The following is a 23,870-nucleotide window of genomic DNA, read 5'->3' as shown; positions in this document are numbered from 1 at the left end:
AAATGGATGACGAAAAAGACAAAAAGCAAAAAGAAGATCAGCAGATAAATGTAGAACTGTCTGATGAAGTTGCCGAAGGGATTTATAGTAATCTGGCCATGATTGCTCATTCCAATTCAGAGTTTGTCATTGATTTTATCCGGTTGATGCCAGGAGTTCCTAAAGCCCGGGTAAAATCGCGGATCATTATGACCCCTGACCATGCCAAGCGTTTGTTGAATGCCTTGAAGGATAATGTAGAAAAATATGAAAAGGCATTTGGGAAAATTGAGTCAGGAAATGAGCCCCCTGAATTCCCTATGAATTTCGGAGGCACACTGGGAGAGGCCTAATGAAAATATAACCCTTTAGCTTTGTTTGTTTTACCTATTTGATTACCTTTGCAATCCAAATTTCATATGTTAAAAGAAGTATTCTAAATTTTATCAGTTAATGCCTACTATACAACAGTTAGTTAGAAAAGGTAGGACCACCCTAGAGTCTAAGTCCAAATCCAGGGCTTTGGATGCTTGCCCTCAAAGAAGGGGAGTATGTACCAGGGTGTACACTACCACACCAAAGAAACCTAATTCAGCCATGAGGAAAGTGGCAAGGGTTAGATTGACCAATGGAAAAGAGGTTAATGCCTACATTCCAGGAGAAGGCCACAACCTTCAGGAGCACTCTATTGTACTGATCAGAGGTGGTCGTGTAAAAGACCTTCCTGGTGTTCGTTATCACATTATCCGGGGTGCACTGGATACCGCGGGAGTAAAAGACCGTAAGCAAGGTCGCTCTAAGTACGGTGCCAAGCGTCCAAAAGACGCTAAAAAATAATTTAAAGCATAAGACAATTTAGTAATGAGAAAAGCGAAACCAAAAAAGAGATATATTCTTCCTGATCCAAAGTTCAATGATACTTTGGTGACCAAGTTTGTGAACTGCTTGATGGTAGATGGGAAGAAGAGTATTGCTTACAAAATTTTCTACGATGCAGTTGAAAAAGTAGAAGAGAAATTAGGTGAGAATGGTCTTGAGGTTTGGAAAAAAGCGCTTAACAATATAACTCCAGCTGTAGAGGTGAAGAGTCGTAGAGTTGGGGGAGCTACATTCCAGGTGCCCATGGAAGTAAGGCCTGAAAGAAAGACTTCACTCGGAATCAAGTGGATGATCACTTTTGCCAGAAGAAGAGGTGAGAAAACTATGATGGATAGGCTTGCAGGTGAGATTATTTCTGCTTCAAAAGGTGAAGGTGCCGCGGTGAAGAAAAAAGATGATACCCATAGAATGGCAGAAGCCAATAAAGCATTCTCACATTTTAGATTTTAATTAGGATGGCAAGAAGAGATTTAAAATATACAAGAAATATCGGTATTGCTGCTCACATCGATGCTGGTAAGACAACAACCACTGAGCGGATTCTATACTATTCAGGGGTTTCCCATAAAATCGGAGAGGTACACGATGGGGCTGCTACCATGGACTGGATGTCTCAAGAGCAGGAGAGAGGTATTACCATTACTTCAGCCGCTACGACCGTATTTTGGCCTTACAGAGATAATAATTACCAAATAAACATCATTGACACTCCAGGTCACGTGGACTTTACCGTTGAGGTTAACCGTTCCCTGCGTGTTTTGGATGGTCTTGTCTTCTTATTTAGTGCTGTGGACGGAGTGGAGCCGCAGTCTGAAACTAACTGGAGACTAGCTGATAACTATAAAGTGCCTCGTATCGGTTTCGTTAACAAAATGGACCGTGCGGGTGCCAACTTCCTTGACGTATGTAAACAAGTGAAGGACATGCTAGGTAGCTACGCTGTTCCTTTGCAAATTCCTATTGGGTCTGAAGACCGATTCCGTGGTGTGATTGACTTGATCAACAACCGTGGCATCATCTGGAATGAAGAAGATAAGGGAATGACCTTTGAAGAAGTTCCAATTCCAGATGATCTTAAAGAAGAAACTGCTGAATGGAGAGAGCATTTGCTTGAAGCGGTAGCTGAATATGATGAGTCTTTGATGGAGAAGTTCTTTGATGATCCTAGCTCTATTACCGAAGATGAAATTCTTACTGCTTTGAGAGCTGCTACCATTGATATGAAAATTGTACCCATGGTATGTGGTTCTTCATTCAAAAATAAAGGTGTTCAAACCATGCTGGACCTGGTGATGGAATTGCTTCCTTCTCCATTGGACAAGCATGACATGATCGCAAATGATCTGAATGACGAGGAGAAAAAGATTGCTATTGCTCCTGATCGTGACGAGCCATTTGCAGGTCTTGCTTTTAAGATTGCTACTGACCCATTCGTAGGTCGTCTATGCTTTGTAAGAGCTTACTCTGGAGTGCTGGAATCAGGTTCCTATGTGTTCAATAGCCGGTCTGGAAATAAAGAGCGTATTTCTCGTATTTTCCAGATGCACGCCAATAAACAAAATCAAATTGACCGACTTGAAGCCGGTGATATCGGTGCCGTAGTTGGCTTTAAGGATATCAAAACTGGTGATACTCTTTGTTCTGAAGACCGTAAGGTAGTATTGGAATCTATGATCTTCCCTGAGCCAGTAATTGGATACGCGATCGAGCCTAAGACTAAGGCCGACGTGGATAAATTGACTATGGCAATCACCAAATTGGTTGAAGAGGATCCTACCCTTCAGGTTAATACTGACCACGAAACAGGACAAACTATCCTTAGAGGTATGGGCGAACTTCACCTGGATATTATCATTGATCGTTTGAAGAAAGAGTTTAAGGTTGAAATCACCCAAGGTGCTCCTCAGGTGGCCTATAAAGAAGCCTTGTTTGGAACAGTTGAACACAAAGAAGTTTATAAGAAACAAACAGGTGGTAAAGGTAAGTTTGCGGATATCGTATTCGAACTTGGACCAAAAGAGAAAGATCAAGAAACTGGCGAGATTAAACCAGGATTGGAATTCAAGAATGATATCGTAGGTGGTGTGATTCCTAAGGAATTTATTCCAGCTATTCAGAAAGGGTTCCAAGAAGCCATGAAAAATGGTCCATTGGCAGGCTACCCGATAGATGCTATGAAAGTAAGGCTTTTCCATGGTTCCTTCCACGATGTCGATTCTGATGCACTTTCATTTGAACTTGCTGCAAGATTAGGTTTCAAAGAAGCAGCTAAAAAGGCCAAACCTCAGTTGCTGGAGCCTATAATGTCTGTAGACGTAGTAACTCCAGATGATTATACCGGCCCTATTACTGGTGACTTGAACAGGAGAAGAGGTTTGATGAAAGGGATGGATACCAAAGGGACATCTTCTGTAATCAAAGCTGCTGTACCATTGTCTGAATTGTTCGGATATATCACTGACTTGAGAACAATATCTTCTGGTAGAGCGACTGCTTCTTTGACATTCTCTCACTATGAGCCAGTTCCTAACAATATCGCAGAGAGCGTAATTGCAGAAGTAAAAGGAGCCAAAGCCTAAAATTAATTGAACATGAATCAGAAAATTAGAATAAAACTTAAGTCTTACGATCATAGTCTGGTGGACAAGTCATCAGAGAAAATCGTTAAAGCTGTAAAATCTACAGGAGCTGTAGTAGTTGGACCTATTCCTCTTCCTACCAAAAAAGAGAAATTTACCGTCCTAAAATCCCCACACGTCAACAAAAAAGCCAGGGACCAATACCAGTTGTGTACCTATAAAAGATTGGTTGACATCTACTCTAACAGTTCCAAAACTGTAGATGCTTTGATGAAGATTGAACTTCCTAGCGGTGTCGATGTAGAGATCAAAGTTTGATCCTAATACCATATATAATCTGAAAACCTATCCGTCACGGCGGATGGGTTTTTCTTTTATCAGGGGTATGCTTTTATGATATAAACAGCTTTCAAATAAAGAGAAATGCCTTGAAATGAAATTATATTTCTCGTAAATGTTTGAAAATATATAAGTTGTAATTTGTTAGCTGTTTATAAATTACTAACTTTGCAGTCCTTAAAAAGGCACAAGTGTGTAAATGCTTGTGCATAATTATATTATATAACAGAAGATGTCTGGAATAATAGGTAAAAAAGTAGGAATGACTAGCATTTTCAGTGCCGATGGACAAAATGTCGCATGCACGCTAATAGAAGCTGGTCCTTGCGTAGTGACGCAAGTAAAAAATGTAGAAACAGACGGGTACAGCGCTGTTCAGTTGGGTTATGGTGAGCGTAAGGAGAAAAATACGCCAAAGCCGTTGTTGGGCCACTTTAAAAAGGCCGGAACAACCCCTAAACAGAAAGTTGTAGAATTCAGAGACTTCAGAGTTGAATTTGAAGGACAGGTAGACTTAGGAAACGACGTGAAAGCCGGGGAAGTTTTCGAAGAAGGAGACTTCGTTGATGCTATTGGAACCTCTAAAGGTAAAGGCTTCCAAGGTGTGGTTAAACGTCACGGTTTTGGCGGTGTAGGTGGTTCCACCCATGGTCAGCATAACCGTCAGCGACATCCAGGTGCTATTGGTGCATGTTCTTGGCCATCCAGGGTTTTTAAAGGCTTAAGAATGGCCGGAAGAACTGGTGGAAGCCGAGTAAAAGTATTGAACCTGAGGGTGTTGAAAGTCTATCCTGAAAAGAACTTGATCCTAGTGAGTGGCTCTGTCCCAGGTCCAAAAAATTCTTTCGTTATTTTAGAGAAGTAAGCACATGGAATTAGCAGTATTAAAACATAACGGTGAAGAAACAGGTAGGAAAGTATCGCTTTCTGATGCGGTATTTGCGATCGAGCCTAATGATCATGCCATCTACCTGGATGTGAAGCAGTTTTTGGCCAACCAAAGACAGGGAACACATAAGTCAAAAGAAAGGGCTGAAATAGCTGGATCAACCAAGAAGATAAAGAAACAAAAAGGTACAGGTGGAGCCAGAGCAGGTTCTATAAAATCTCCTTTGTTCAGAGGAGGAGGTAGGGTGTTTGGTCCAAGACCAAGAGACTACTCTTTCAAACTGAACAAAAAAGTAAAACAATTGGCCAGAAAGTCTGCCCTTACTTATAAGGCGAAGGAAAACAATGTTACGGTCTTGGAAGATGTTAGTTTTGACAGCATCAAAACTAAGCAATATGTTTCTTTGTTGAGCGGTCTTTCTCTTTCTGACAAGAAAACACTTTTGGTATTGCCAGAAACCAACAAGAATGTTTATCTGTCTAGCCGCAACCTGCCCAAGGCACGCGTGATCACAGTAAATGATGTAAATACTTACGAATTGTTGCACGCAGATACTTTGGTGCTTTGTGAAGGTTCCGTAAGTAAGTTAGAAAACCTTTTATCGAAGTAAGACAATGGATATACTAAAGAAGCCTTTGATTACGGAAAAGATTTCTGCGTTGAATGAGCAGGGAGTGTATGGATTTGTTGTTGAGAAGACTGCAAAGAAGCCAGAGATCAAAGCAGCCGTAGAGAAAATGTTTGGTGTAAAAGTGGTAGGTGTAAGAACCATGAGGTATGCTGGGAAGCATAAAACAAGATACACCAAAACCAAAGTAGTATCCGGTTACACTAATGCTTACAAAAAAGCAATTGTAAAAGTGGCGGATGGAGAAGTAATTGACTTTTACGGAGAAATTTAATTGAATCAGAATCATGGCAGTTAAAAAATTAAAGCCTGTAACTCCCGGTACCAGAAATAGGATGGCACCTGCGTTTGACGAGATTACCAAGTCAAGCCCAGAGAAGTCCCTATTGGCTCCGTTGAAGAAATCAGGCGGTAGAAATAATTCAGGTAAGATGACCGCCCGTTATTTGGGAGGTGGTCATAAGAGAAGGCTTAGGGTAGTTGACTTTAAGCGAAATAAACAAAATGTGCCTGCGACTGTAAAAGCGATCGAATATGATCCTAACAGAACAGCACGTTTGGCATTGTTGTACTATGCAGATGGTGCGAAATCTTATATTATCGCTCCAGAAGGTTTGCAAGTAGGACAGCAGGTTATTGCTGGCGAGAATGTGCCTCCTGAGGTTGGAAATGCTCTTCCTATGATGAACATTCCTTTAGGTACCATTATCCACAATGTGGAATTGAAGCCTGGTAAGGGTGCAGCTATGGTAAGAAGTGCAGGAGGTTATGCACAATTGGTTGCCCGAGAAGGTAAATATGTAACCATCAAATTGCCTTCAGGTGAAATGAGGCATGTGTTGGGAGTATGTTTGGCTACCATTGGGACTGTATCCAATGCGGACCATATGAACGTAGTTTTGGGTAAAGCCGGTAGAAACCGATGGTTAGGAAGACGTCCACGAGTAAGAGGTGTTGCCATGAACCCTGTTGATCACCCAATGGGTGGTGGTGAAGGCCGCGCTTCCGGAGGACATCCAAGATCCAGAACTGGTGTACTTGCTAAAGGTAAGAAAACCAGATCGCCCAAAAAGTATTCAAATAAGTTTATTGTAAGTAAAAGATCTAAATAATTATGGCACGTTCATTAAAAAAAGGTCCTTATATAGCCCATTACCTTGCCAAGAAAGTAGATGCAATGAACGAATCCGGCAAGAAGTCTGTAATCAAGACTTGGTCAAGGAGATCCATGATCTCTCCGGATTTTGTAGGCCATACCTTTGCAGTGCATAACGGTAATAAGTTCATTCCTGTGTTTATTACAGACAATATGGTAGGTCACAAATTAGGAGAATTTGCCCCTACCAGGAACTTTAGAGGTCACATCGCCAAAAAAGATAAAGGAAGAAGATAATCATGGAAGCAATAGCAAGATTAAATAACGTTCCTACATCGCCTCGTAAGATGCGCCTGGTAGCCGACCTGGTTAGAGGGCAGCGAGTGGGAAGTGCATTGAGTGTATTGAAGTTTACGCCTAATCATGCTTCGATCAGGTTGGAAAAACTGCTGCTTTCTGCTGTAGCCAACTGGCAGGCCAAGAATCCGGACCTGAAACTTGAAGAAGCGGATCTTTATGTGAAGACCATTCAAGTGGATAGTGGTCGTATGCTAAAAAGACTTAGACCTGCTCCCCAGGGTAGGGCCCACAGAATTCGTAAAAGATCAAATCATGTAACTTTGATTGTTGATGCGTTCAACTCAGAAGTTACCGCTGATGAAGTAGAAACAAAAGAAAACGCTAATTAAGATTAGAATATGGGACAAAAAGTTAACCCTATTGGTCTTAGACTTGGTATCATAAAGGGCTGGGATTCTAATTGGTATGGCGGCAGGGATTTTGCCGACAAGCTTTATGAGGATCAGAAGATAAGAAAATACGTTTATGCCAGGATCCCTAAGGGGGGCATAGCCAAAGTTATCATCGAAAGGACCCTTAAAAGAATCACCCTTACTATTCATACTGCCCGTCCAGGAGTAGTTATCGGTAAAGGTGGTGCCGAAGTCGATAAATTGAAAGAAGAGCTGAAAAAGCTTACCAACAAGGATGTTCAGATCAATATTTTTGAGATCAAAAGGCCTGAACTGGATGCCAAATTGGTAGGAGAATCTATAGCTCAACAACTTCAGGCCAGAATCTCCTTTAGGAGAGCAATGAAACAATCCATCGCGGCTACCATGAGAGTAGGTGCGGAGGGAATTAAAATTAAACTTTCTGGACGTCTTGGTGGAGCTGAGATGGCAAGATCTGAAATGTACAAAGAAGGTAGAATTCCTTTGCATACATTGAGAGCTGACATCGACTATGCCATTTCTGAAGCCGCTACTATCTACGGAATCATCGGTATTAAAGTTTGGATTTTCAAAGGTGAAGTTTACGGAAAGAGAGACCTTTCTCCAAATGCCGGAATAGCCAATGAAAAATCCGGAGGAGCCGGAAGAAGAAGAAGAGAAGGCGGACCTAAGAGAAGAAAGAGAAATAACTAATTTTCACCACCTAAGTGAGAAATCATGTTACAGCCAAGAAGAACTAAATATAGAAAAATGCAAAAGGGGCGTATCAAAGGAATCGCGCAAAGGGGGCATACGCTCGCTTTCGGGAACTTTGGTATCAAGTCTCTTGAAGCAGGATGGATAACTTCCCGTCAAATCGAAGCGGCACGTATCGCGATGACGAGGGCAATGAAAAGAGAAGGTCAAGTATGGATCAGGATTTTCCCTGACAAACCCGTTACCAAGAAGCCTGCAGAGGTACGTATGGGTAAAGGTAAAGGAGCCCCTGAATATTGGGTTGCAGTAATTAAACCAGGAACCATCCTTTTCGAAGCTACAGGAGTTAGCAAAGAACTTGCCCAGGAAGCACTTCGATTAGCTCAACAGAAGTTACCAGTTAGTACAAAATTTATAGTGCGTAGGGATTACGCGGGATAAGATAACTATGAAAAACTCTGAAATTAACGCACTCTCCGTGAGTGAGATCAATGAGCGTATTGCCGCTGAGCAAGAAAAATTAACCAAATTGCGTTTTGCTCATGCAGTTTCTCCAATCGAGAATCCTAACAGAATAAGGGAAACAAAAAAGTTGATCGCTAGATTAAAAACTTTTTTGACAGCAAAACAATCAGCTAAATAAGAAGAAGATGGCTACTGAGAGAAATCTACGTAAAGAAAGAATAGGTAAAGTAGTCAGCAACAAGATGGATAAGTCCATCACTGTAGCTGTAGAAAGAAGGGTAAAACATGAAATCTACGGTAAATTTGTTGCTAAGACGACTAAATTTGTGGTTCATGACGAGAAAAACGAGTGTGGACAAGGAGACCTCGTTAAAATTAGTGAAACTCGTCCGCTGAGTAAAAATAAGCGTTGGAGATTAGTTGAAATATTAGAAAGAGCTAAATAATCATGATACAGCAAGAGTCCAGATTAAGTGTAGCGGATAACTCAGGTGCAAGAGAAGTGCTTGTGATCCGGGTACTGGGAGGAACCAAGAAGCGATATGCTTCCATCGGTGATAAGGTTGTTGTAACTGTAAAAACAGCTCTTTCTTCCAGCAATATGAAAAAAGGTACCGTTTCAAAAGCGGTAATTGTTAGAACGAAAAAAGAAGTCAGAAGAAAAGACGGATCTTATATCCGTTTTGAAGACAACGCTGCAGTTCTTTTGAATAATAATGACGAGCCAAGAGGTACTCGTATCTTTGGCCCGGTAGCCAGAGAATTGAGAGAGAAGGCATTTATGAGGATTGTATCTTTGGCACCTGAAGTATTGTAATCATGGAAAGAAAAAATAACAAGCAACCAAAATTGCACATCAAAGGTGGAGATACCGTAAAGGTATTGGCCGGAGATGATAAAGGTAAAACTGGTAAAGTACTTTCGCTAAACCTGGAAAAAAGAAGGGCAATTGTGGAAGGTCTTAACATGGTGACAAAACATGTGAAGCCCACAGCGACCAATCCTCAAGGTGGAATCGAAAAGAAAGAAGCTGCCATTCACATTAGTAACCTGATGTTGGTTGACCCTAAATCAGGGGAGGCTACCCGTACTGGAAGAAAAAAAGGTGAAAATGGTAAATTAGTTAGATATTCTAAGAAAACCGGGGAGGTGATCAATGGCTAATCCTAGAGTAAAAGATAAATATTTAAATGACATTGCTCCTGAACTGAAGACCAAGTTCGAATATGCTTCAGTAATGCAGGTGCCTAAGTTGGTTAAAATTGTGATCAATAAAGGTATCGGTGCAGGGGTGGCTGATAAAAAGTTAGTTGACCAAGGTGTTGAAGAGCTTAGCTTGATAACAGGTCAGCGAGCTGTGTCCACTAAGGCAAAAAATTCCATCTCCAACTTCAAGTTGAGAGAAGGGATGCCCATCGGTGCAAAAGTTACCCTAAGAGGTAACAAAATGTACGAATTTCTTGATCGTTTGATGACTGTGGCCCTTCCTCGTGTAAGGGATTTTAAAGGAATCAGTGATAAAGGATTTGATGGTAGAGGTAACTATACATTGGGTATTTCTGAGCAAATTATCTTCCCTGAAATCAGTATTGATAAGGTAAACAGAATTACGGGTATGGATATCACTTTTGTGACCACAGCCAATACTGACGAAGAAAGCTATTCTTTATTGAAAGCTTTCGGGATGCCTTTTGTAAACTTTAATAAAGAAGAATAAATTATGGCAAGAGAGTCGATTAAAGCTCGTGAAAGGAAAAGAGAACGTCTTGTAGCCAAGTACGCCAAAAAAAGAGCTGAACTAAAAGCAGCCGGAGATTATGAAGCTTTGGATAAATTACCAAAAAATGCTTCTCCAGTTAGGTTGCACAATAGATGTAAGCTTACCGGTCGTCCTAAAGGTTATATGAGGAAGTTCGGTATCAACAGGGTTACCTTTAGAGAGATGGCTGCTGCAGGTAAAATTCCTGGTGTAACTAAGGCGAGCTGGTAAAAATCAGATAAAAGTTTTTATTCTAAGAATCAATGTGTAACTTTGCACGCTTAAAATAGCGTACAGTTAGGCTTATATTAATATGACTGATCCAATAGCTGATTATTTAACCAGGTTGAGAAATGCCATAAAGGCATCTCACCGTATCGTTGAGATACCTGCTTCCAATATCAAGAAGGAGATTACAAAGGTACTTCATGACAAGGGATATATTCAAAACTACAAATTTGAAGATAATGGACCTCAGGGTACCATTAAAATTGCTTTGAAATATAATCCTGTCAACAAGCAAAATGCAATTGTAAAACTTTCAAGGGTAAGTAAGCCAGGTTTGAGAAAATACACGAAGCATGAAACCCTTCCAAGGGTAATCAATGGCCTCGGTATTGCAATTATCTCCACCTCTAGAGGTGTGATGACTGATAAGGAAGCGCGTACAGAAGGTGTAGGCGGAGAAGTACTTTGTTATGTATATTAATTAACCGTTATGTCTAGAATAGGTAAAAAACCAATAAATATACCAGCGGGTGTTACTGTAGACGTGGCCACAGATAATGTAGTCACTGTTAAAGGTCCCAAAGGTACACTATCTCAGGATGTGAATCCCGACATTACAGTTAAATTGGAGGACAATCAAGTTGTTCTTGCCAGACCAACTGAATCTAAGCGTCACAAATCATTACATGGTTTGTACCGGGCATTGATCAATAATATGGTAGTTGGTGTGAGTGAGGGATACAAGAAGGAGTTGGAACTAGTAGGGGTAGGTTATAAGGCAACCAATCAGGGACAAGTATTGGAGCTTTCTCTTGGTTACTCACACAATATTTATTTTGCACTTCCTCAAGATATTGCTGTTAAGGCTGAAACCCCAAAAGGTAAGAACCCTGTGGTAACTTTGGAAGGCATTGATAAGGAATTAATCGGGCAAGTTGCTGCCAAAATCAAGTCTCTACGTAAGGTAGAACCATACAAAGGAAAGGGTATTCGCTTTGTAGGTGAACAAGTTAGACGTAAGGCTGGTAAAACTGCCGCTAAAAAATAATTGAGAGATGGCTTTTAATAAGAATTCAAGAAGACTTAGGATCAGAAGGAGTATCAGGAAAAAGATTTCCGGTACTGATAAAAGACCCCGTTTGTCAGTGTACAAGAGCAACACAGGAATTTATGCGCAGCTAATCGATGACCTCAAAGGTCATACCCTTGCGCATGCTTCTTCTAAGGAATTAGGTGCAACAAAAAATGCCAATGTGACTGTTTCTAAAGAAGTAGGTAAGAAATTAGCGGAGAGAGCGGTTGCAAATGGATTTGCAGAAGTAGTTTTTGATAGAAGTGGCTACTTGTTTCATGGTAATGTTAAAGCTCTTGCTGAAGGTGCAAGGGAAGGTGGCCTTAAATTTTAATGATTATGTCCCAAGTAAAAAGAAAACCCATTAGGGCAACAGATACAGAGCTTAAAGAAAAAGTAGTAGCGATCAACCGAGTAGCCAAAGTGGTAAAAGGTGGTAGAAGATTCTCTTTTTCTGCAATTGTTGTAGTAGGTGACGGTAACGGTATAGTAGGCTTTGGTCTTGGTAAGGCAAATGAGGTGACTGATGCTATCACTAAAGGTATAGAAGATGCCAAGAAAAGTTTGGTGAAAGTGCCGATTTTGAAAGGTACCATTCCTCACGAATCTACTGGAAAATATGGTGGTGGCTTGGTGCTGATCAAACCAGGTGCTCCTGGTACCGGTGTGATCGCTGGTGGTGCGATGCGTGCTGTACTTGAAAGTGCAGGGGTAAAAGATGTTTTGGCTAAGTCTAAAGGATCTTCCAATCCGCACAATGTGGTTAAAGCTACCATTGAAGCCCTTTCTCAATTGAGAGATGGCATCGCCGTATCCCAGCAACGTGGTGTTAAATTGTCTAAAGTATTTAACGGGTAAGAAAATGGCAAAGGTAAAAATAACACAGATCAAAAGCACTATTAGTCGGCCAAAAGACCAGAAAGCTACTATTCAGGCTTTAGGACTTGGTAAGATCAATAAATTTGTGGAAGTAGATGATACTCCACAAATTGCCGGAATGATAAGAAAAGTTAGTCACCTTGTAAAAGTGGAGGAAGCCTAATTATGAAACTACATACTTTAAAACCTGCTGAAGGTTCTGTAAAGAACCGAAAAAGAATTGGCCGAGGTCCAGGATCCGGTAGAGGTGGAACTTCTACCCGAGGTCATAAAGGAGCCAAATCCAGATCAGGATATTCTTATAAACTTGGATTTGAAGGTGGGCAGATGCCTCTTCAAAGAAGAGTTCCTAAATTTGGTTTTAAAAGCTTAAACCGCATTGAAACTAAACCTATCAATTTGGATGCTCTACAGGAACTCGCTGATAAACTTAAGGTTGAGGAAATTTCTGTAGAAACCCTGGTAGAAAATGGATTGGTTTCCAAAAAAGATGTTGTAAAAGTCCTAGGAAGAGGCGAACTTACGGCCAAATTAAACGTAAGTGCCCATTATTTCTCTGCATCCGCAGTAGAAGCAATTGAGAAAGTGGGTGGCACTGTTAACAAGATATAACCAATGAAAAAGTTTATTTCAACAGTTAAGAATATCTTTTCTATTGAAGATTTAAGAACCCGAATTCTGAATACAGTTGGATTTTTGATTGTATTCAGACTTGGTTCTTTTATTGTATTGCCCGGAGTGGATCCTAATCAATTGTCTGGTTCTTCAGAAGGGATATTTGGCCTAATTGATACCTTCCTTGGTGGAGCATTTAGTAATGCATCCATCTTTGGGTTGGGTATTATGCCGTATATTTCTGCATCCATTGTGTTGCAATTATTAACTGTTGGAGTGCCTTATTTCCAGAAACTTCAAAAAGAAGGAGAATCTGGTAGAAAAAGGATAAATCAAATCACCAGGGTACTGACCATTTTGATCACCATAGCGCAGGGTATCGGTTATATTACAGCCACTATTCCTAATGAAGCTATCATGGTGAGCAAAGCTTTATTTATGTTCAGTTCCTTGGTATTGTTATCTGCTGGTACCATGTTCTGCATGTGGCTTGGAGAAAAAATCACCGAAAAAGGTATTGGGAATGGTATTTCCATGTTGATTATGATCGGTATTATTTCCAGCCTTCCCGGAGCTATTTTAGGTGAAATTGTAAGTAAAGGTACTTCCGGAGCATTATTGCTGATTATTGAGTTTTTTGTTTTGTTCTTTGTTGTGGTAGGGGTAGTAGCCCTTACAGAAGCAACACGAAGGATTCCCGTTCAATATGCAAAACAGGTTGTTGGGGGTAAAGTATACGGAGGACAAAGACAATATATTCCGATAAAGGTAAATGCCTCTGGAGTTATGCCTATCATCTTTGCTCAATCATTGATGTTTTTGCCTGCTTTGATTGCTCAAATTTGGTCAGCAGAAAGTGATATCGCCAGCTATATTGGTAGTACCTTCAGTAACCCTACTTCCTGGCAGTATAATTTGGTGTTTGGTGTTATGATAATCCTGTTTACCTTTTTCTATACTGCTATTACAGTAAATCCAGAGCAAATAGCTGAGGATATGAAAAGGAATGGTGGATTTGTACCCGGTGTAAAACCAGGTGCTCCTACTGCTGATTTTATTGATAATATTATTTCTAGAATCACACTTCCAGGATCTATTCTATTGGCTTTGGTAGCTATCATGCCAGCCTTTGCTATGATTGCTGGAGTAGGAAATCAATTTGCCCAGTTCTATGGCGGTACCAGTTTATTAATTATGGTAGGCGTGATCATGGATACATTGAGACAAATTGAAAGCTATCTATTAATGAGGCACTATGAAGGAATGATGAAAAGTGGAAATGTAAAAGACAATCCTTCAAATTACGCTGTAGCATAAAATATGATACATTATAAGACTTCGGAAGAAGTCCAGTTGATTAAAGAAAGTGCTCAAATTTTAGGAAAGGCTCATGGCGAAATAGCCAAAGAAGTCAAAGTTGGGGTAAAGACCTCATACTTAGATAAAATAGCAGAAGAATTTATCAGGGACCATGGAGGTATCCCCTCATTTAAAGGGTACGGTGGTTTTCCCGCATCACTCTGTATATCTGTCAACGAAGTAGTTGTGCATGGTTTTCCGAGTGATTATGTATTGAAAGATGGCGATATAATCTCAATAGATTGTGGAGTCTTTCACCAAGGTTTTCATAGCGATTCAGCTTATACTTACCCTGTCGGTGAAGTTTCTCCAAAAGTATTGTCATTACTCAAAGACACCAAAGCTTCTCTTTATCTGGGCATAGAAAAAGCCACTTCTGGCAACCGGGTAGGAGATGTAGGTCATACCATCCAAAAATACGTAGAAGCCAAAGGCTATACCGTAGTTCGGGAATTGGTTGGCCATGGTGTTGGAAAAAGCCTTCATGAGGCACCTGAAATTCCTAATTATGGTAAAAGAGGCAGTGGGCCACTGTTGAAAGACGGTATGGTCATTGCCATTGAGCCAATGGTAAATTTGGGTACCCGGAATGTAGTTCAGGAAAGGGACGGTTGGACCATCCGTACAGCGGATCGAAAACCATCTGCACACTTTGAACATACCATTGCGATATTTGAAGACCGGACTGAAATTCTAACAACACATCAGTACATAGAAGAAAACTTTAAATTCTAAATATGGCTAAACAGGCATCTATAGAACAAGATGGTACAATAATAGAAGCGTTATCCAACGCGATGTTTAAAGTGGAATTGGAGAACGGCCATCAGTTGATCGCCCATATTTCTGGAAAGATGAGGATGAATTATATAAAAATCCTTCCAGGTGATAGGGTGAAGCTGGAAATGTCTCCATATGATTTGTCCAAAGGAAGAATTGTTTATCGGTATAAATAAAATGTCATGAAGGTAAAGGCATCTATTAAAAAAAGAAGTGTGGACTGTAAAGTAATTAGAAGAAAAGGAAAGCTTTACGTCATCAACAAGAAAAATCCTAAGTTTAAACAAAGACAAGGTTAAAAATTATGGCAAGAATCGCAGGAGTTGATATCCCTGACAATAAAAGGGGTGAAATCGGCTTGACCTATATTTTTGGTATAGGAAGAAGCTCCGCCAGGGCCATTTTGGCCAAAGCGGGAATATCGTTTGATAAGAAATCCGGCGAGTGGACAGATGAAGAATCTACTGCTATCCGGAATATTATTTCAGAAGAATTCAAAACTGAAGGTGTTTTGAAATCTGAGGTTCAGTTGAGCATCAAGAGATTGATGGATATTGGTTGCTACAGAGGGCTTAGACACAGAAAAGGTCTTCCAGTTAGAGGTCAAAAGACTAAAAACAACGCAAGAACAAGAAAAGGTAGGAGAAAGACTGTTGCTAATAAGAAAAAGGCGACTAAATAAATCTTGATATAGATTATGGCTCAAAGAAGAAACGATAAAGCTAAAAATAAAAAAAGAGTTGTTAAGGTGGAAGCAGTGGGCCAGGCTCACATCAAAGCTTCTTTTAACAATATTATTATTTCCATAACCAATAATGCAGGACAAGTGATTTCATGGGCTTCTGCCGGTAAAATGGGCTTTAGAGGTTCCAAAAAGAACACTCCTTATGCTGCCCAGATGGCCGCTCAGAACTGTGGACAAGTTGCTTATGACCTTGGATTAAGAAAAGTGGAAGTATTTGTGAAGGGTCCCGGATCAGGTAGGGAATCTGCAATCAGAACACTACAAAATGTAGGTCTAGATGTTACTACGATTATTGATGTGACGCCACTTCCTCATAATGGATGTCGTCCTCCAAAACGTAGAAGAGTTTAATTTAACCGAGAAATAAGAATGGCTAGATATAGAGGTCCAAAAGCAAAAATTTCTAGAAAATTTGGTGAACCTATTGAAGGACAAAGCAAAGCCCTTCAAAAGAAGAACTATCCTCCAGGACAGCACGGAAGAGGAAGAAGAAAAAAGCAGTCTGAATATGCGATCCAGTTAGCGGAGAAACAAAAGGCAAAATATATATATGGCGTATTGGAAAGACAATTTGCCAAAATGTTTAACATTGCTTCCCGTAAACAAGGCATTACCGGTGAAAACCTATTGCAATTGCTAGAATCTAGGCTGGATAATACAGTATTTAGGCTTGGAATAGCTCCTACAAGAAGAGGTGCTCGTCAACTTGTATCACACCAACATATCTTGGTAAATGGTCAGGTGGTAAACATCCCTTCTTTTACCTTGAAACCAGGTGACATTGTTTCTGTAAGGGAAAGGTCCAAATCCCTTCAGGCCATCACCGAAAGTCTCGCGGGTAGAGGAGCGAATCGTTATTCCTGGTTAGAGTGGGATAATAATTCGTATTCAGGTAAGTTTGTTAGTATTCCTGTTAGGGAAGATATTCCTGAGAATATTAAAGAACAACTTATCGTTGAACTTTACTCTAAGTAATAACTAAACTTTCTGACTTAAAAGAACTATTGATATGTCCATATTAGCATTTCAAATGCCCGAAAAGGTGGTGATGGAAAAAGCCGATGACTTCCAAGGCTTATTTACTTTCAAACCACTGGAAAAAGGTTACGGGGTGACTATTGGTAATGCGCTGAGAAGAATTTTACTTTCTTCCCTTGAGGGCTATGCCATCACCTCTGTAAAATTACCAGGGGTTGTGCATGAGTTTTCTACCATCGAGGGAGTTGTGGAAGACGTTACTGATATTATTCTTAACCTCAAACAAATTCGGCTTAAGAAAAAGCATGAATCCATAGATGGTAAAATTACCGTAGAAGTTAAGAACCAGGACGTTTTTACAGCTGGAGATATCGCTAAGTTCACCTCTTCTTTTGAGGTTTTGAATCCGGATTTGGTGATTTGCCATTTGGATGATTCCAAGAGTTTTGAGATTGAACTTACGGTAGAAAAAGGCAGGGGATATCTGCCAGCCGAAGAATCGAAACCAAAAGAACAGGTGTTTGGGCTTATTCCAATCGATGCTATTTTTACTCCTATTAAAAATGTAAAATACAGCGTTGAAAATACCAGGGTAGAGCAAAAGACCGACTTTGAGAAATTAATCCTTGAAGTGACTACAGATGGTTCAATTCACCCTGAAAAAGCTTTGCAGGAATCTGCTAAAATCCTTATTCAGCACTTTATGTTGTTCTCTGATCAGACAATGGTCATTGACACTCCTGGTGGGGATTCTCCTGAACCAATTGATGAGGAGTTTTTGCATATGCGTAAGCTCCTGAAGACTCCATTGAGTGATTTGGATCTTTCCGTTAGGGCTTTCAATTGTTTGAAGGCAGCTGATGTGAAAACCCTTGGGGATCTGGCCAGGTTGGAAATTTCTGATATGATGAAATTCAGAAACTTTGGTAAAAAATCCTTGGCCGAATTGGAGCAGTTGATCCAGGAAAAAGGTCTTCAGTTTGGCATGGACATATCTAAGTATAAACTTGATGAAGAATAATAAAAGATGAGACACGGTAAGAAATTTAATCACCTTGGCAGAAAAGCTCCTCACAGGAAAGCCATGCTTTCTAATATGGCTGCTTCGCTGGTTCTTCACAAGCGTATTTCTACAACGCTTGCCAAGGCCAAAGAATTAAGAAAATATGTAGAGCCTTTGGTAACCAGAGCCAAAGAAGATACTACTCATAATAGAAGAATTGTTTTTTCCTACCTTCAAGATAAAGAAGCAATTAAATCCCTTTTTGGGGAGGTTGTTGATCGTGTAGGTAATAGAGCAGGTGGGTACACCAGAATTATCAAAACCGGTTTCCGGTTGGGTGATAATGCTGAAATGTGTATTATCGAATTGGTTGATTTCAATGAACTGATGTTGAAAGAAGCTGCTCCTGCTAAGAAGAAAACAAGAAGAAGCCGTCGTGGTTCTGGCAAATCTGCCAGCGAAGGTGCTTCCTCTGCTTCTGCTGAAGCAAAAACTGAAGATGTTGAAAACAAAGCATCAGAGGATAAGTCCACTGAGGACAATGCCGGTGCTGAAGATGATAAAAAATCTGAATAATAGATGTGTTATTTTCAGTTAAAATAATGGGGATTGGACAATTGTTCAATCCCTTTTTTATTATCTCTTAAAAATATTCTAACTCTTACTGAGAAAATCCTTAAATTTGCCCAATTAATTTCAATAAATGGACAAACAAAAAGCAATACTCCTACTCCAAGATGGGACCGTATTTCACGGGACCCTAATCGGTAAACATGGTACAAATGGTGGTGAGATCTGTTTTAATACTGGTATGACCGGCTATCAAGAGATCTATACTGACCCTAGTTATACCGGACAGATAATTGTGAACACTACATCCCATATTGGTAACTATGGGGTGATCGGAGACGAAGTAGAATCTGATAATCCTACAATTGCTGGAATAGTTGTAAATAGTTTTTCTGAAATTTACAGCAGGCTTGATGCCAGCCAATCATTGCAGGAATATTTGGAAAGCCATGGAATCACCGGGATTGCCGATGTGGATACCCGTAAATTGGTGAGACACATCCGGTCCAAAGGAGCCATGAATGCTATCATCAGTTCAGAGTTTCATAATATTGAGGACTTGCAACAAGAACTGGATAAAGTTCCTGATATGGATGGTTTGGAACTATCCTCTCAAGTGAGTACTAAGGAACCTTATTTTGTGGGAGATGAAAATTCTTCTATTAAAGTGGCTTGTCTTGATTATGGAATAAAAAAGAACATTTTAAGGAGCTTGGTGGAAAGGGGAGCTTACTGTAAAATATTTCCTGCCAAAACTTCCTTGGATGAAATGGAGGCTTGGAAACCAAATGCATATTTCCTTTCAAATGGCCCTGGAGATCCAGCAGTGATGGATTATGCTGTGAATACGGTAAAAGATATATTGGCACTAAACAAACCAGTATTTGGAATTTGTCTTGGGCATCAACTTCTTGCTGAAGCAGTAGGTATCAAAACCTATAAAATGCACCATGGCCACCGGGGAATCAACCATCCCATCAAAAACCTGCTGACTGGAAAAAGTGAAATCACCTCTCAAAACCATGGATTTAATATCGTGAAAGAAGACAGCGAAAATCATCCGGAGGTAGAAATTACTCATATTCACCTAAATGATAATACCGTAGCGGGTATCAAGTTAAAGGACCGCCCTGCATTTTCGGTACAATATCACCCAGAGTCTGCGCCGGGACCGCATGATTCCCGCTACTTGTTTGATGACTTTATTTCTTTAATCAATAAAAATTGAAACCTATAAACCTTTTATAATATGACATTGATACAATCAATTCACGCGAGACAAATTTTAGATTCAAGAGGAAATCCAACTGTTGAAGTTGATGTACTTACCGATACAGGTGCATTTGGAAGGGCTGCAGTTCCTAGTGGTGCTTCTACCGGAGTAAATGAGGCGGTTGAGCTGAGAGACGGTGACAAAGCTACTTATCTTGGAAAAGGCGTTTTGAAAGCAGTTGAAAATGTAAACGAAATTATCCAACCTGAATTGATAGGCCAGTCTGTATTTGATCAAAGAGGCATTGATGAAATGATGATTAATTTGGACGGTACTGAGACCAAATCCAAATTGGGTGCCAATGCTATTTTGGGTGTTTCTTTGGCCGTTGCTAAAGCAGCTGCTGATGAATTGGGACTTCCGTTGTTTAGATATGTAGGTGGGGTAAATGCTAAAACCCTTCCTGTTCCTATGATGAATATTATTAATGGTGGTTCTCACTCCGATGCTCCTATTGCTTTCCAGGAATTTATGATCCGACCAGTAGGTGCAGCTACTTTCTCAGAAGCAATGAGAATGGGTGCCGAGACTTTCCACCATTTGAAAAAAATCTTGCATGACAAAGGCCTTAGCACTGCAGTAGGTGATGAAGGAGGTTTTGCTCCTAATTTCTCTGGTGGTACTGAGGAAGCTTTGGAATGCATCCTTGATGCAGTATCCAAAGCTGGTTATGAAGCTGGAAAAGATATTACCATTGCACTTGACTGCGCTTCTTCCGAATTCTTCGAAAATGATACTTATAACTATAAGAAGTTCGAAGGTGAATCTGGCAAAGCCAGAACCCGTGAAGAACAAGTAGAATATTTGGCTGAATTGACTCAGAAATATCCTATCGACTCTATCGAAGATGGTTGTGGAGAAGAAGATTGGGAAGGTTGGGCTTTATTGACCGCTAAAATTGGAGATAAAGTTCAATTGGTTGGTGATGACCTTTTCGTGACCAATGTGAAATTCCTGAAAAGAGGTATTGAAGAAAAATCAGCTAACTCCATCTTGATCAAAGTTAACCAAATCGGCACTTTGACTGAAACATTGGATGCCATTGAATTGGCTCATAAAGCTGGATTTACTGCTGTAATGTCTCACAGATCTGGTGAAACCGAAGATTCTACCATTGCTGACCTAGCAGTGGCATGCAATACTGGCCAGATCAAAACAGGTTCTGCTTCCAGATCAGACAGAATGGCCAAATACAACCAATTGCTAAGAATCGAGGAGCTTTTGGAAAGCTCTGCTTATTTCCCTGGAAAAATTTCATAATTCAGGAAAAACAATAAAAAGTTAAAGCATCCACCCCGGTGGGTGCTTATTTTGTTTTTGCCTGATTAATCTTCTGTTAGTGGCGATTTATTTTTCAGCTGTGGGGTGGTAGTTACTCATACCATTTCCCTATATTTGTTTAAAACAAAGCTTCGGTATAATGGGGAAGTATCTAAAATATACCAAAAATTTCTATTTCGTTTTTACTGTTTTGTTCATCCTATGGATGGTCTTAATTGATACAAATGATATCATAAGCCAATTTACATTGAGGGCTAAATTAAGCCACCTGGAGGACCAAAAGGAATTTTACCTGGAAAGGAAAAAGAAAATTCAGGAAGAAAGGGAGGAACTCATGAGCAATTATGAATTGTTGGAAAAGTTTGCCAGGGAAAGGTATATGATGAAAAAGAAAACCGAAGATCTATATGTGGTGGTGGAAGAATAAAAATATCATTACAAAAATTTTTCTTCTTTTTTTTACTTTGGGACTGATTTCCTATCAGGGATTTTCACAAAGAGCGTATTTCCCAGAGGAAGGTGTGAAGACACCTTTAAATGAGCGCCTCTATTTTGGAGGTAATTTTGGATTGCAATTTGGGTCAATCACTTATATTGAAGCCTCTCCCTTGGTGGGACTCATGATGACAGAGCGGTATTCGGTGGGGCTCGGTGCAACCTATAGGTATTTAAATTATAAGGATATACCGAATGCCAAATCCAGTATTTATGGGGGTAAGGTATTTAACAGGTATAATTTACTGGATAACTTATTTGCCCATGCGGAATTAGAAACCCTAAATGTAGAACTAGTCCGGGAGGATCCTCCCGGGGAGTTTGTTTTTTATAGGGAATGGGTCCCAGGTTTATTTTTAGGAGGTGGATACTTCATGCCTTTTGGAAACCGTGGTGGATTGAACTTTTCGATATTGTATAATGTATTATATGATAATCAAAAATCACCTTATAACGAACCATATGTCATAAGGGCGGGTTTTGTATTCTAAAGGAGTTGGAAAAAATGGAATCAAGAGAAAAGTTTATTGATAAAATATATTATTCACATCAACAATGTAAAAATTGCCCGTCTCCAAAACTGATTCAATCTTTTTTTGAGGATTTGCTTTGGGTACTTTTTCCTGAATATGCAGTAAAAGTAATTAAGGACAAGTCAGAAGTAGCAAATAAACTTCAATCCTTAGAAAATCAATTAGAGGATATTTTAAGTAAAAACCCCAGGTTACATGAGGGGCATTCTAAAGATTTGGCCAAATCTTTTTTCGATGATTTGGAATTGGTTTTTGATCTTATTCATGGTGATGTGCAGGCAATGTTTGAAGGGGACCCTGCTGCCCGTTCAACCAATGAAGTGATTAGAAGTTATCCAGGCTTTTATGCTGTAGCAGCTTACAGGATTGCTCATTTGCTGTTGGAGAAAAAAATCCAGTTGATCCCCAGGATGATTACTGAATTTGCGCATAGCAAGACCGGTATTGATATTCACCCTGGTGCCAATATCGGTCGGCATTTTTGCATTGACCATGGTACCGGGGTGGTGATTGGACAGACCACAGTGATAGGGGACCATGTGAAAATCTATCAGGGGGTAACCTTGGGGGCTCTAAGTGTCAATAAGGAGGCAGCAGATACACAAAGGCATCCTACAATTGGAGACCGGGTGGTGATTTATGCCGGAGCCACCATTTTGGGAGGGAAGACCGTAATCGGGTCTGACAGCATTATTGGAGGTAATGTTTGGCTAACCAAAAGCATTCCAGCAAAAAGTAAAATATATTACCAGACAAAGATGTACAATGCTAATGCGGAAACTACTGACATGTATGTCTTTAAAAATGACGCTTAATGAAGTTGTTTGAACTAATTGGAAACACTCCTTTGGTGGAGTTAGAAAACATACCAACCAATCCAAAAGTAAAAATTTATTGTAAACTTGAGGGGCAAAACCCAGGCGGGAGCGTAAAGGACAGACCCGCCTATTTTATGATAAAAAGTGCGCTGGAACGTGGTGAAATCCAAAAAGGAGCCAATGTGGTGGAAGCAACAAGTGGGAATACAGGCATTGCCTTGGCGATGATTGCGCAACTTTTGGAGGTAAATATGACCTTGATTATGCCTGATAATTCCACCAGGGAAAGGGTGTTATCCATGGAAGCTTATGGGGCAAGGGTGATTCTGACCCCGGCTGAAAAAACCATCGAATACTCCAGGACCCTTGCAGAGGAAATGGCTGAAAAAGAAGAGTATTTTATCCTAAACCAATTTGCCAACCCTGATAATTACAGATCCCATTATGAAGGGACAGGCCCCGAGATTTTCAGGGATACTGAGGGGAAGATCACACATTTCGTATCTGCAATGGGGACTACGGGAACCATAATGGGAGTTTCTAAATATTTGAAAGAAAAAAATCCTGCTATTCAAATCGTAGGAACCCAGCCCACCGATGGCTCCAATATTCCTGGGATTAGGCGTTGGTCCCCTGAGTTCTTGCCCAAGATCTTTGATCCTTCCAGGGTGGATAAGGTCATTGATGTCAGCCAAGAAGAAGCCACCCAGATGACCCGAAGAATGGCTAAAGAAGAAGGAATTCTGGCAGGTATGAGTAGTGGGGGAGCCCTTCATGCAGCTGTAAAATTGGCTGAAACCCTGGAATCAGGAGTGATTGTTTGTATTACTTGTGATCGTGGAGATCGCTATTTGAGTTCCGATTTATTTGGGTAAAATTGTTGTATAAAAATAAATCTCTCTTGAGGGACAATGGTTATAAATCTAAAAAACCGGACGTTTTAACTTGTCCGGTTTTTTAGTTAAAATGTATCTGTTGCCTGGTTTTTTACTTCTCTGATTGTAAGGGAAAATAGGATGGCTTGATTTTTTTTAGAAATAACAATTTTTAATCATTAAAGCCCCATGAAATTGATAAATTAAGACTTCAATCATTTCCTCTTTGGCTATTAATTTTCTTTTCCAAAATTGAAAACTGAATAAAAAATCAATCGAGAAGGAATGAAAATGTATTGATGGTAGTTGATTAGTAAAATCCG

Annotated in this window: 40 protein-coding genes; all 40 read left to right on the top strand. The window is 40.1% G+C overall.

The annotated features are described in order from the left end of the window. Window positions 1-2: 2 nt before the first annotated feature. The 40 genes from QWY93_RS03345 to cysM all read left to right on the top strand — a co-directional run bounded on the left by QWY93_RS03345 (window position 3) and on the right by cysM (window position 23,547). Entirely contained in the window at window positions 3-332 is a 330-nt protein-coding gene (locus QWY93_RS03345) for a DUF3467 domain-containing protein (RefSeq protein WP_290246774.1), read from the top strand. 100 nt (window positions 333-432) lie between these two features. Next, window positions 433-816, top strand: a complete 384-nt coding sequence (gene rpsL, locus QWY93_RS03340) for a 30S ribosomal protein S12 (RefSeq protein WP_290246773.1) — start codon at window positions 433-435, stop codon at window positions 814-816. A gap of 24 nt (window positions 817-840) precedes the next feature. After that, entirely contained in the window at window positions 841-1,308 is a 468-nt protein-coding gene (rpsG, locus tag QWY93_RS03335; RefSeq protein ID WP_290246772.1) for a 30S ribosomal protein S7, read from the top strand. A 5-nt stretch (window positions 1,309-1,313) separates the two neighbouring features. Next, window positions 1,314-3,437, top strand: a complete 2,124-nt coding sequence (gene fusA, locus QWY93_RS03330; RefSeq protein ID WP_290246771.1) for an elongation factor G — start codon at window positions 1,314-1,316, stop codon at window positions 3,435-3,437. A 12-nt stretch (window positions 3,438-3,449) separates the two neighbouring features. Continuing rightward, entirely contained in the window at window positions 3,450-3,755 is a 306-nt protein-coding gene (gene rpsJ / locus QWY93_RS03325) for a 30S ribosomal protein S10 (protein ID WP_290001741.1), read from the top strand. Between the two features lie 253 nt (window positions 3,756-4,008). Further along, complete coding sequence (gene rplC / locus QWY93_RS03320) at window positions 4,009-4,641, top strand: 50S ribosomal protein L3 (RefSeq protein ID WP_290246770.1); 633 nt, start codon at window positions 4,009-4,011, stop codon at window positions 4,639-4,641. A gap of 4 nt (window positions 4,642-4,645) precedes the next feature. After that, window positions 4,646-5,275, top strand: a complete 630-nt coding sequence (rplD, locus tag QWY93_RS03315) for a 50S ribosomal protein L4 (RefSeq protein ID WP_290246769.1) — start codon at window positions 4,646-4,648, stop codon at window positions 5,273-5,275. A gap of 4 nt (window positions 5,276-5,279) precedes the next feature. Then, window positions 5,280-5,567, top strand: coding sequence for a 50S ribosomal protein L23 (gene rplW / locus QWY93_RS03310; protein WP_290246768.1), 288 nt, complete (start codon window positions 5,280-5,282; stop codon window positions 5,565-5,567). Between the two features lie 13 nt (window positions 5,568-5,580). Beyond that, complete coding sequence (gene rplB, locus QWY93_RS03305) at window positions 5,581-6,405, top strand: 50S ribosomal protein L2 (RefSeq protein WP_290246766.1); 825 nt, start codon at window positions 5,581-5,583, stop codon at window positions 6,403-6,405. A 2-nt stretch (window positions 6,406-6,407) separates the two neighbouring features. Continuing rightward, window positions 6,408-6,686 (top strand): 30S ribosomal protein S19, encoded by a 279-nt coding sequence (rpsS, locus tag QWY93_RS03300; RefSeq protein WP_290246765.1) that lies wholly within the window; start codon window positions 6,408-6,410, stop codon window positions 6,684-6,686. A 2-nt stretch (window positions 6,687-6,688) separates the two neighbouring features. Then, the gene (rplV, locus tag QWY93_RS03295) at window positions 6,689-7,078 is read left to right on the top strand and encodes a 50S ribosomal protein L22 (RefSeq protein ID WP_290246764.1); all 390 of its coding nucleotides are present in this window, start codon (window positions 6,689-6,691) and stop codon (window positions 7,076-7,078) included. Window positions 7,079-7,087: 9 nt separating this feature from the next. Then, window positions 7,088-7,816 (top strand): 30S ribosomal protein S3, encoded by a 729-nt coding sequence (gene rpsC / locus QWY93_RS03290; protein ID WP_290246763.1) that lies wholly within the window; start codon window positions 7,088-7,090, stop codon window positions 7,814-7,816. Window positions 7,817-7,840: 24 nt separating this feature from the next. Beyond that, window positions 7,841-8,260: a 50S ribosomal protein L16 gene (gene rplP, locus QWY93_RS03285; protein WP_290246761.1), complete on the top strand. Its 420-nt coding sequence runs from the start codon at window positions 7,841-7,843 to the stop codon at window positions 8,258-8,260. Window positions 8,261-8,267: 7 nt separating this feature from the next. Next, entirely contained in the window at window positions 8,268-8,462 is a 195-nt protein-coding gene (rpmC, locus tag QWY93_RS03280; RefSeq protein WP_290246760.1) for a 50S ribosomal protein L29, read from the top strand. 7 nt (window positions 8,463-8,469) lie between these two features. Then, window positions 8,470-8,730, top strand: a complete 261-nt coding sequence (gene rpsQ / locus QWY93_RS03275; protein ID WP_290246759.1) for a 30S ribosomal protein S17 — start codon at window positions 8,470-8,472, stop codon at window positions 8,728-8,730. 2 nt (window positions 8,731-8,732) lie between these two features. Beyond that, window positions 8,733-9,101: a 50S ribosomal protein L14 gene (rplN, locus tag QWY93_RS03270; protein ID WP_290246758.1), complete on the top strand. Its 369-nt coding sequence runs from the start codon at window positions 8,733-8,735 to the stop codon at window positions 9,099-9,101. Window positions 9,102-9,103: 2 nt separating this feature from the next. Further along, window positions 9,104-9,448 (top strand): 50S ribosomal protein L24, encoded by a 345-nt coding sequence (gene rplX / locus QWY93_RS03265; RefSeq protein ID WP_290246757.1) that lies wholly within the window; start codon window positions 9,104-9,106, stop codon window positions 9,446-9,448. Continuing rightward, window positions 9,441-10,001 (top strand): 50S ribosomal protein L5, encoded by a 561-nt coding sequence (gene rplE / locus QWY93_RS03260; RefSeq protein ID WP_290246756.1) that lies wholly within the window; start codon window positions 9,441-9,443, stop codon window positions 9,999-10,001. Before rplX ends, rplE begins: the two co-directional genes overlap by 8 nt. A 3-nt stretch (window positions 10,002-10,004) precedes the next feature. Continuing rightward, window positions 10,005-10,274, top strand: coding sequence for a 30S ribosomal protein S14 (gene rpsN, locus QWY93_RS03255; protein WP_290246755.1), 270 nt, complete (start codon window positions 10,005-10,007; stop codon window positions 10,272-10,274). 82 nt (window positions 10,275-10,356) lie between these two features. Then, on the top strand, window positions 10,357-10,752 hold the full coding sequence (gene rpsH, locus QWY93_RS03250) for a 30S ribosomal protein S8 (RefSeq protein ID WP_290246754.1): 396 nt from the start codon (window positions 10,357-10,359) through the stop codon (window positions 10,750-10,752). Window positions 10,753-10,761: 9 nt separating this feature from the next. Next, window positions 10,762-11,319, top strand: coding sequence for a 50S ribosomal protein L6 (gene rplF, locus QWY93_RS03245; protein WP_290246753.1), 558 nt, complete (start codon window positions 10,762-10,764; stop codon window positions 11,317-11,319). Between the two features lie 7 nt (window positions 11,320-11,326). Further along, window positions 11,327-11,677: a 50S ribosomal protein L18 gene (gene rplR / locus QWY93_RS03240; RefSeq protein ID WP_290246752.1), complete on the top strand. Its 351-nt coding sequence runs from the start codon at window positions 11,327-11,329 to the stop codon at window positions 11,675-11,677. 5 nt (window positions 11,678-11,682) lie between these two features. Then, window positions 11,683-12,201: a 30S ribosomal protein S5 gene (rpsE, locus tag QWY93_RS03235; protein WP_290246751.1), complete on the top strand. Its 519-nt coding sequence runs from the start codon at window positions 11,683-11,685 to the stop codon at window positions 12,199-12,201. A 4-nt stretch (window positions 12,202-12,205) separates the two neighbouring features. After that, window positions 12,206-12,385, top strand: a complete 180-nt coding sequence (gene rpmD, locus QWY93_RS03230; protein ID WP_290246750.1) for a 50S ribosomal protein L30 — start codon at window positions 12,206-12,208, stop codon at window positions 12,383-12,385. Window positions 12,386-12,387: 2 nt separating this feature from the next. Beyond that, window positions 12,388-12,834: a 50S ribosomal protein L15 gene (rplO, locus tag QWY93_RS03225; RefSeq protein ID WP_290246749.1), complete on the top strand. Its 447-nt coding sequence runs from the start codon at window positions 12,388-12,390 to the stop codon at window positions 12,832-12,834. A gap of 3 nt (window positions 12,835-12,837) precedes the next feature. Further along, on the top strand, window positions 12,838-14,154 hold the full coding sequence (gene secY / locus QWY93_RS03220; protein ID WP_290246748.1) for a preprotein translocase subunit SecY: 1,317 nt from the start codon (window positions 12,838-12,840) through the stop codon (window positions 14,152-14,154). Window positions 14,155-14,157: 3 nt separating this feature from the next. Then, window positions 14,158-14,931: a type I methionyl aminopeptidase gene (gene map, locus QWY93_RS03215; protein WP_290246747.1), complete on the top strand. Its 774-nt coding sequence runs from the start codon at window positions 14,158-14,160 to the stop codon at window positions 14,929-14,931. A 2-nt stretch (window positions 14,932-14,933) separates the two neighbouring features. Next, the gene (infA, locus tag QWY93_RS03210; RefSeq protein WP_186754549.1) at window positions 14,934-15,152 is read left to right on the top strand and encodes a translation initiation factor IF-1; all 219 of its coding nucleotides are present in this window, start codon (window positions 14,934-14,936) and stop codon (window positions 15,150-15,152) included. A gap of 6 nt (window positions 15,153-15,158) precedes the next feature. After that, a complete protein-coding gene (gene rpmJ / locus QWY93_RS03205; RefSeq protein WP_009034194.1) occupies window positions 15,159-15,275 on the top strand; it encodes a 50S ribosomal protein L36 in 117 nt (38 codons plus the stop codon). A 5-nt stretch (window positions 15,276-15,280) separates the two neighbouring features. After that, entirely contained in the window at window positions 15,281-15,658 is a 378-nt protein-coding gene (gene rpsM, locus QWY93_RS03200; RefSeq protein ID WP_290246746.1) for a 30S ribosomal protein S13, read from the top strand. A gap of 15 nt (window positions 15,659-15,673) precedes the next feature. Beyond that, window positions 15,674-16,072: a 30S ribosomal protein S11 gene (rpsK, locus tag QWY93_RS03195; protein ID WP_290246745.1), complete on the top strand. Its 399-nt coding sequence runs from the start codon at window positions 15,674-15,676 to the stop codon at window positions 16,070-16,072. A gap of 18 nt (window positions 16,073-16,090) precedes the next feature. Further along, window positions 16,091-16,696 (top strand): 30S ribosomal protein S4, encoded by a 606-nt coding sequence (rpsD, locus tag QWY93_RS03190; protein WP_290246744.1) that lies wholly within the window; start codon window positions 16,091-16,093, stop codon window positions 16,694-16,696. Between the two features lie 34 nt (window positions 16,697-16,730). After that, window positions 16,731-17,720, top strand: coding sequence for a DNA-directed RNA polymerase subunit alpha (locus QWY93_RS03185; RefSeq protein WP_290246743.1), 990 nt, complete (start codon window positions 16,731-16,733; stop codon window positions 17,718-17,720). A gap of 6 nt (window positions 17,721-17,726) precedes the next feature. Further along, window positions 17,727-18,278 (top strand): 50S ribosomal protein L17, encoded by a 552-nt coding sequence (gene rplQ, locus QWY93_RS03180; protein ID WP_290246742.1) that lies wholly within the window; start codon window positions 17,727-17,729, stop codon window positions 18,276-18,278. Between the two features lie 127 nt (window positions 18,279-18,405). Next, window positions 18,406-19,500, top strand: coding sequence for a glutamine-hydrolyzing carbamoyl-phosphate synthase small subunit (carA, locus tag QWY93_RS03175; RefSeq protein WP_290246741.1), 1,095 nt, complete (start codon window positions 18,406-18,408; stop codon window positions 19,498-19,500). 21 nt (window positions 19,501-19,521) lie between these two features. Continuing rightward, complete coding sequence (eno, locus tag QWY93_RS03170; RefSeq protein ID WP_290246740.1) at window positions 19,522-20,805, top strand: phosphopyruvate hydratase; 1,284 nt, start codon at window positions 19,522-19,524, stop codon at window positions 20,803-20,805. Window positions 20,806-20,965: 160 nt separating this feature from the next. After that, on the top strand, window positions 20,966-21,253 hold the full coding sequence (locus QWY93_RS03165; protein WP_290246739.1) for an FtsB family cell division protein: 288 nt from the start codon (window positions 20,966-20,968) through the stop codon (window positions 21,251-21,253). Then, entirely contained in the window at window positions 21,234-21,812 is a 579-nt protein-coding gene (locus tag QWY93_RS03160) for a hypothetical protein (RefSeq protein WP_290246738.1), read from the top strand. The genes QWY93_RS03165 and QWY93_RS03160 overlap by 20 nt, the downstream gene beginning before the upstream one ends. A 14-nt stretch (window positions 21,813-21,826) precedes the next feature. Beyond that, complete coding sequence (locus QWY93_RS03155; protein ID WP_290246737.1) at window positions 21,827-22,669, top strand: serine O-acetyltransferase; 843 nt, start codon at window positions 21,827-21,829, stop codon at window positions 22,667-22,669. Further along, window positions 22,669-23,547: a cysteine synthase CysM gene (cysM, locus tag QWY93_RS03150; RefSeq protein ID WP_290246736.1), complete on the top strand. Its 879-nt coding sequence runs from the start codon at window positions 22,669-22,671 to the stop codon at window positions 23,545-23,547. The genes QWY93_RS03155 and cysM overlap by 1 nt, the downstream gene beginning before the upstream one ends. Window positions 23,548-23,870 lie beyond the last annotated feature (323 nt).

It is taken from the genome of Echinicola jeungdonensis (assembly GCF_030409905.1).
Classification (GTDB): domain Bacteria; phylum Bacteroidota; class Bacteroidia; order Cytophagales; family Cyclobacteriaceae; genus Echinicola; species Echinicola jeungdonensis.
The sequence above is the reverse complement of the archived record's forward strand: the minus strand, read 5'-3'. Positions and strand labels throughout refer to the sequence as shown.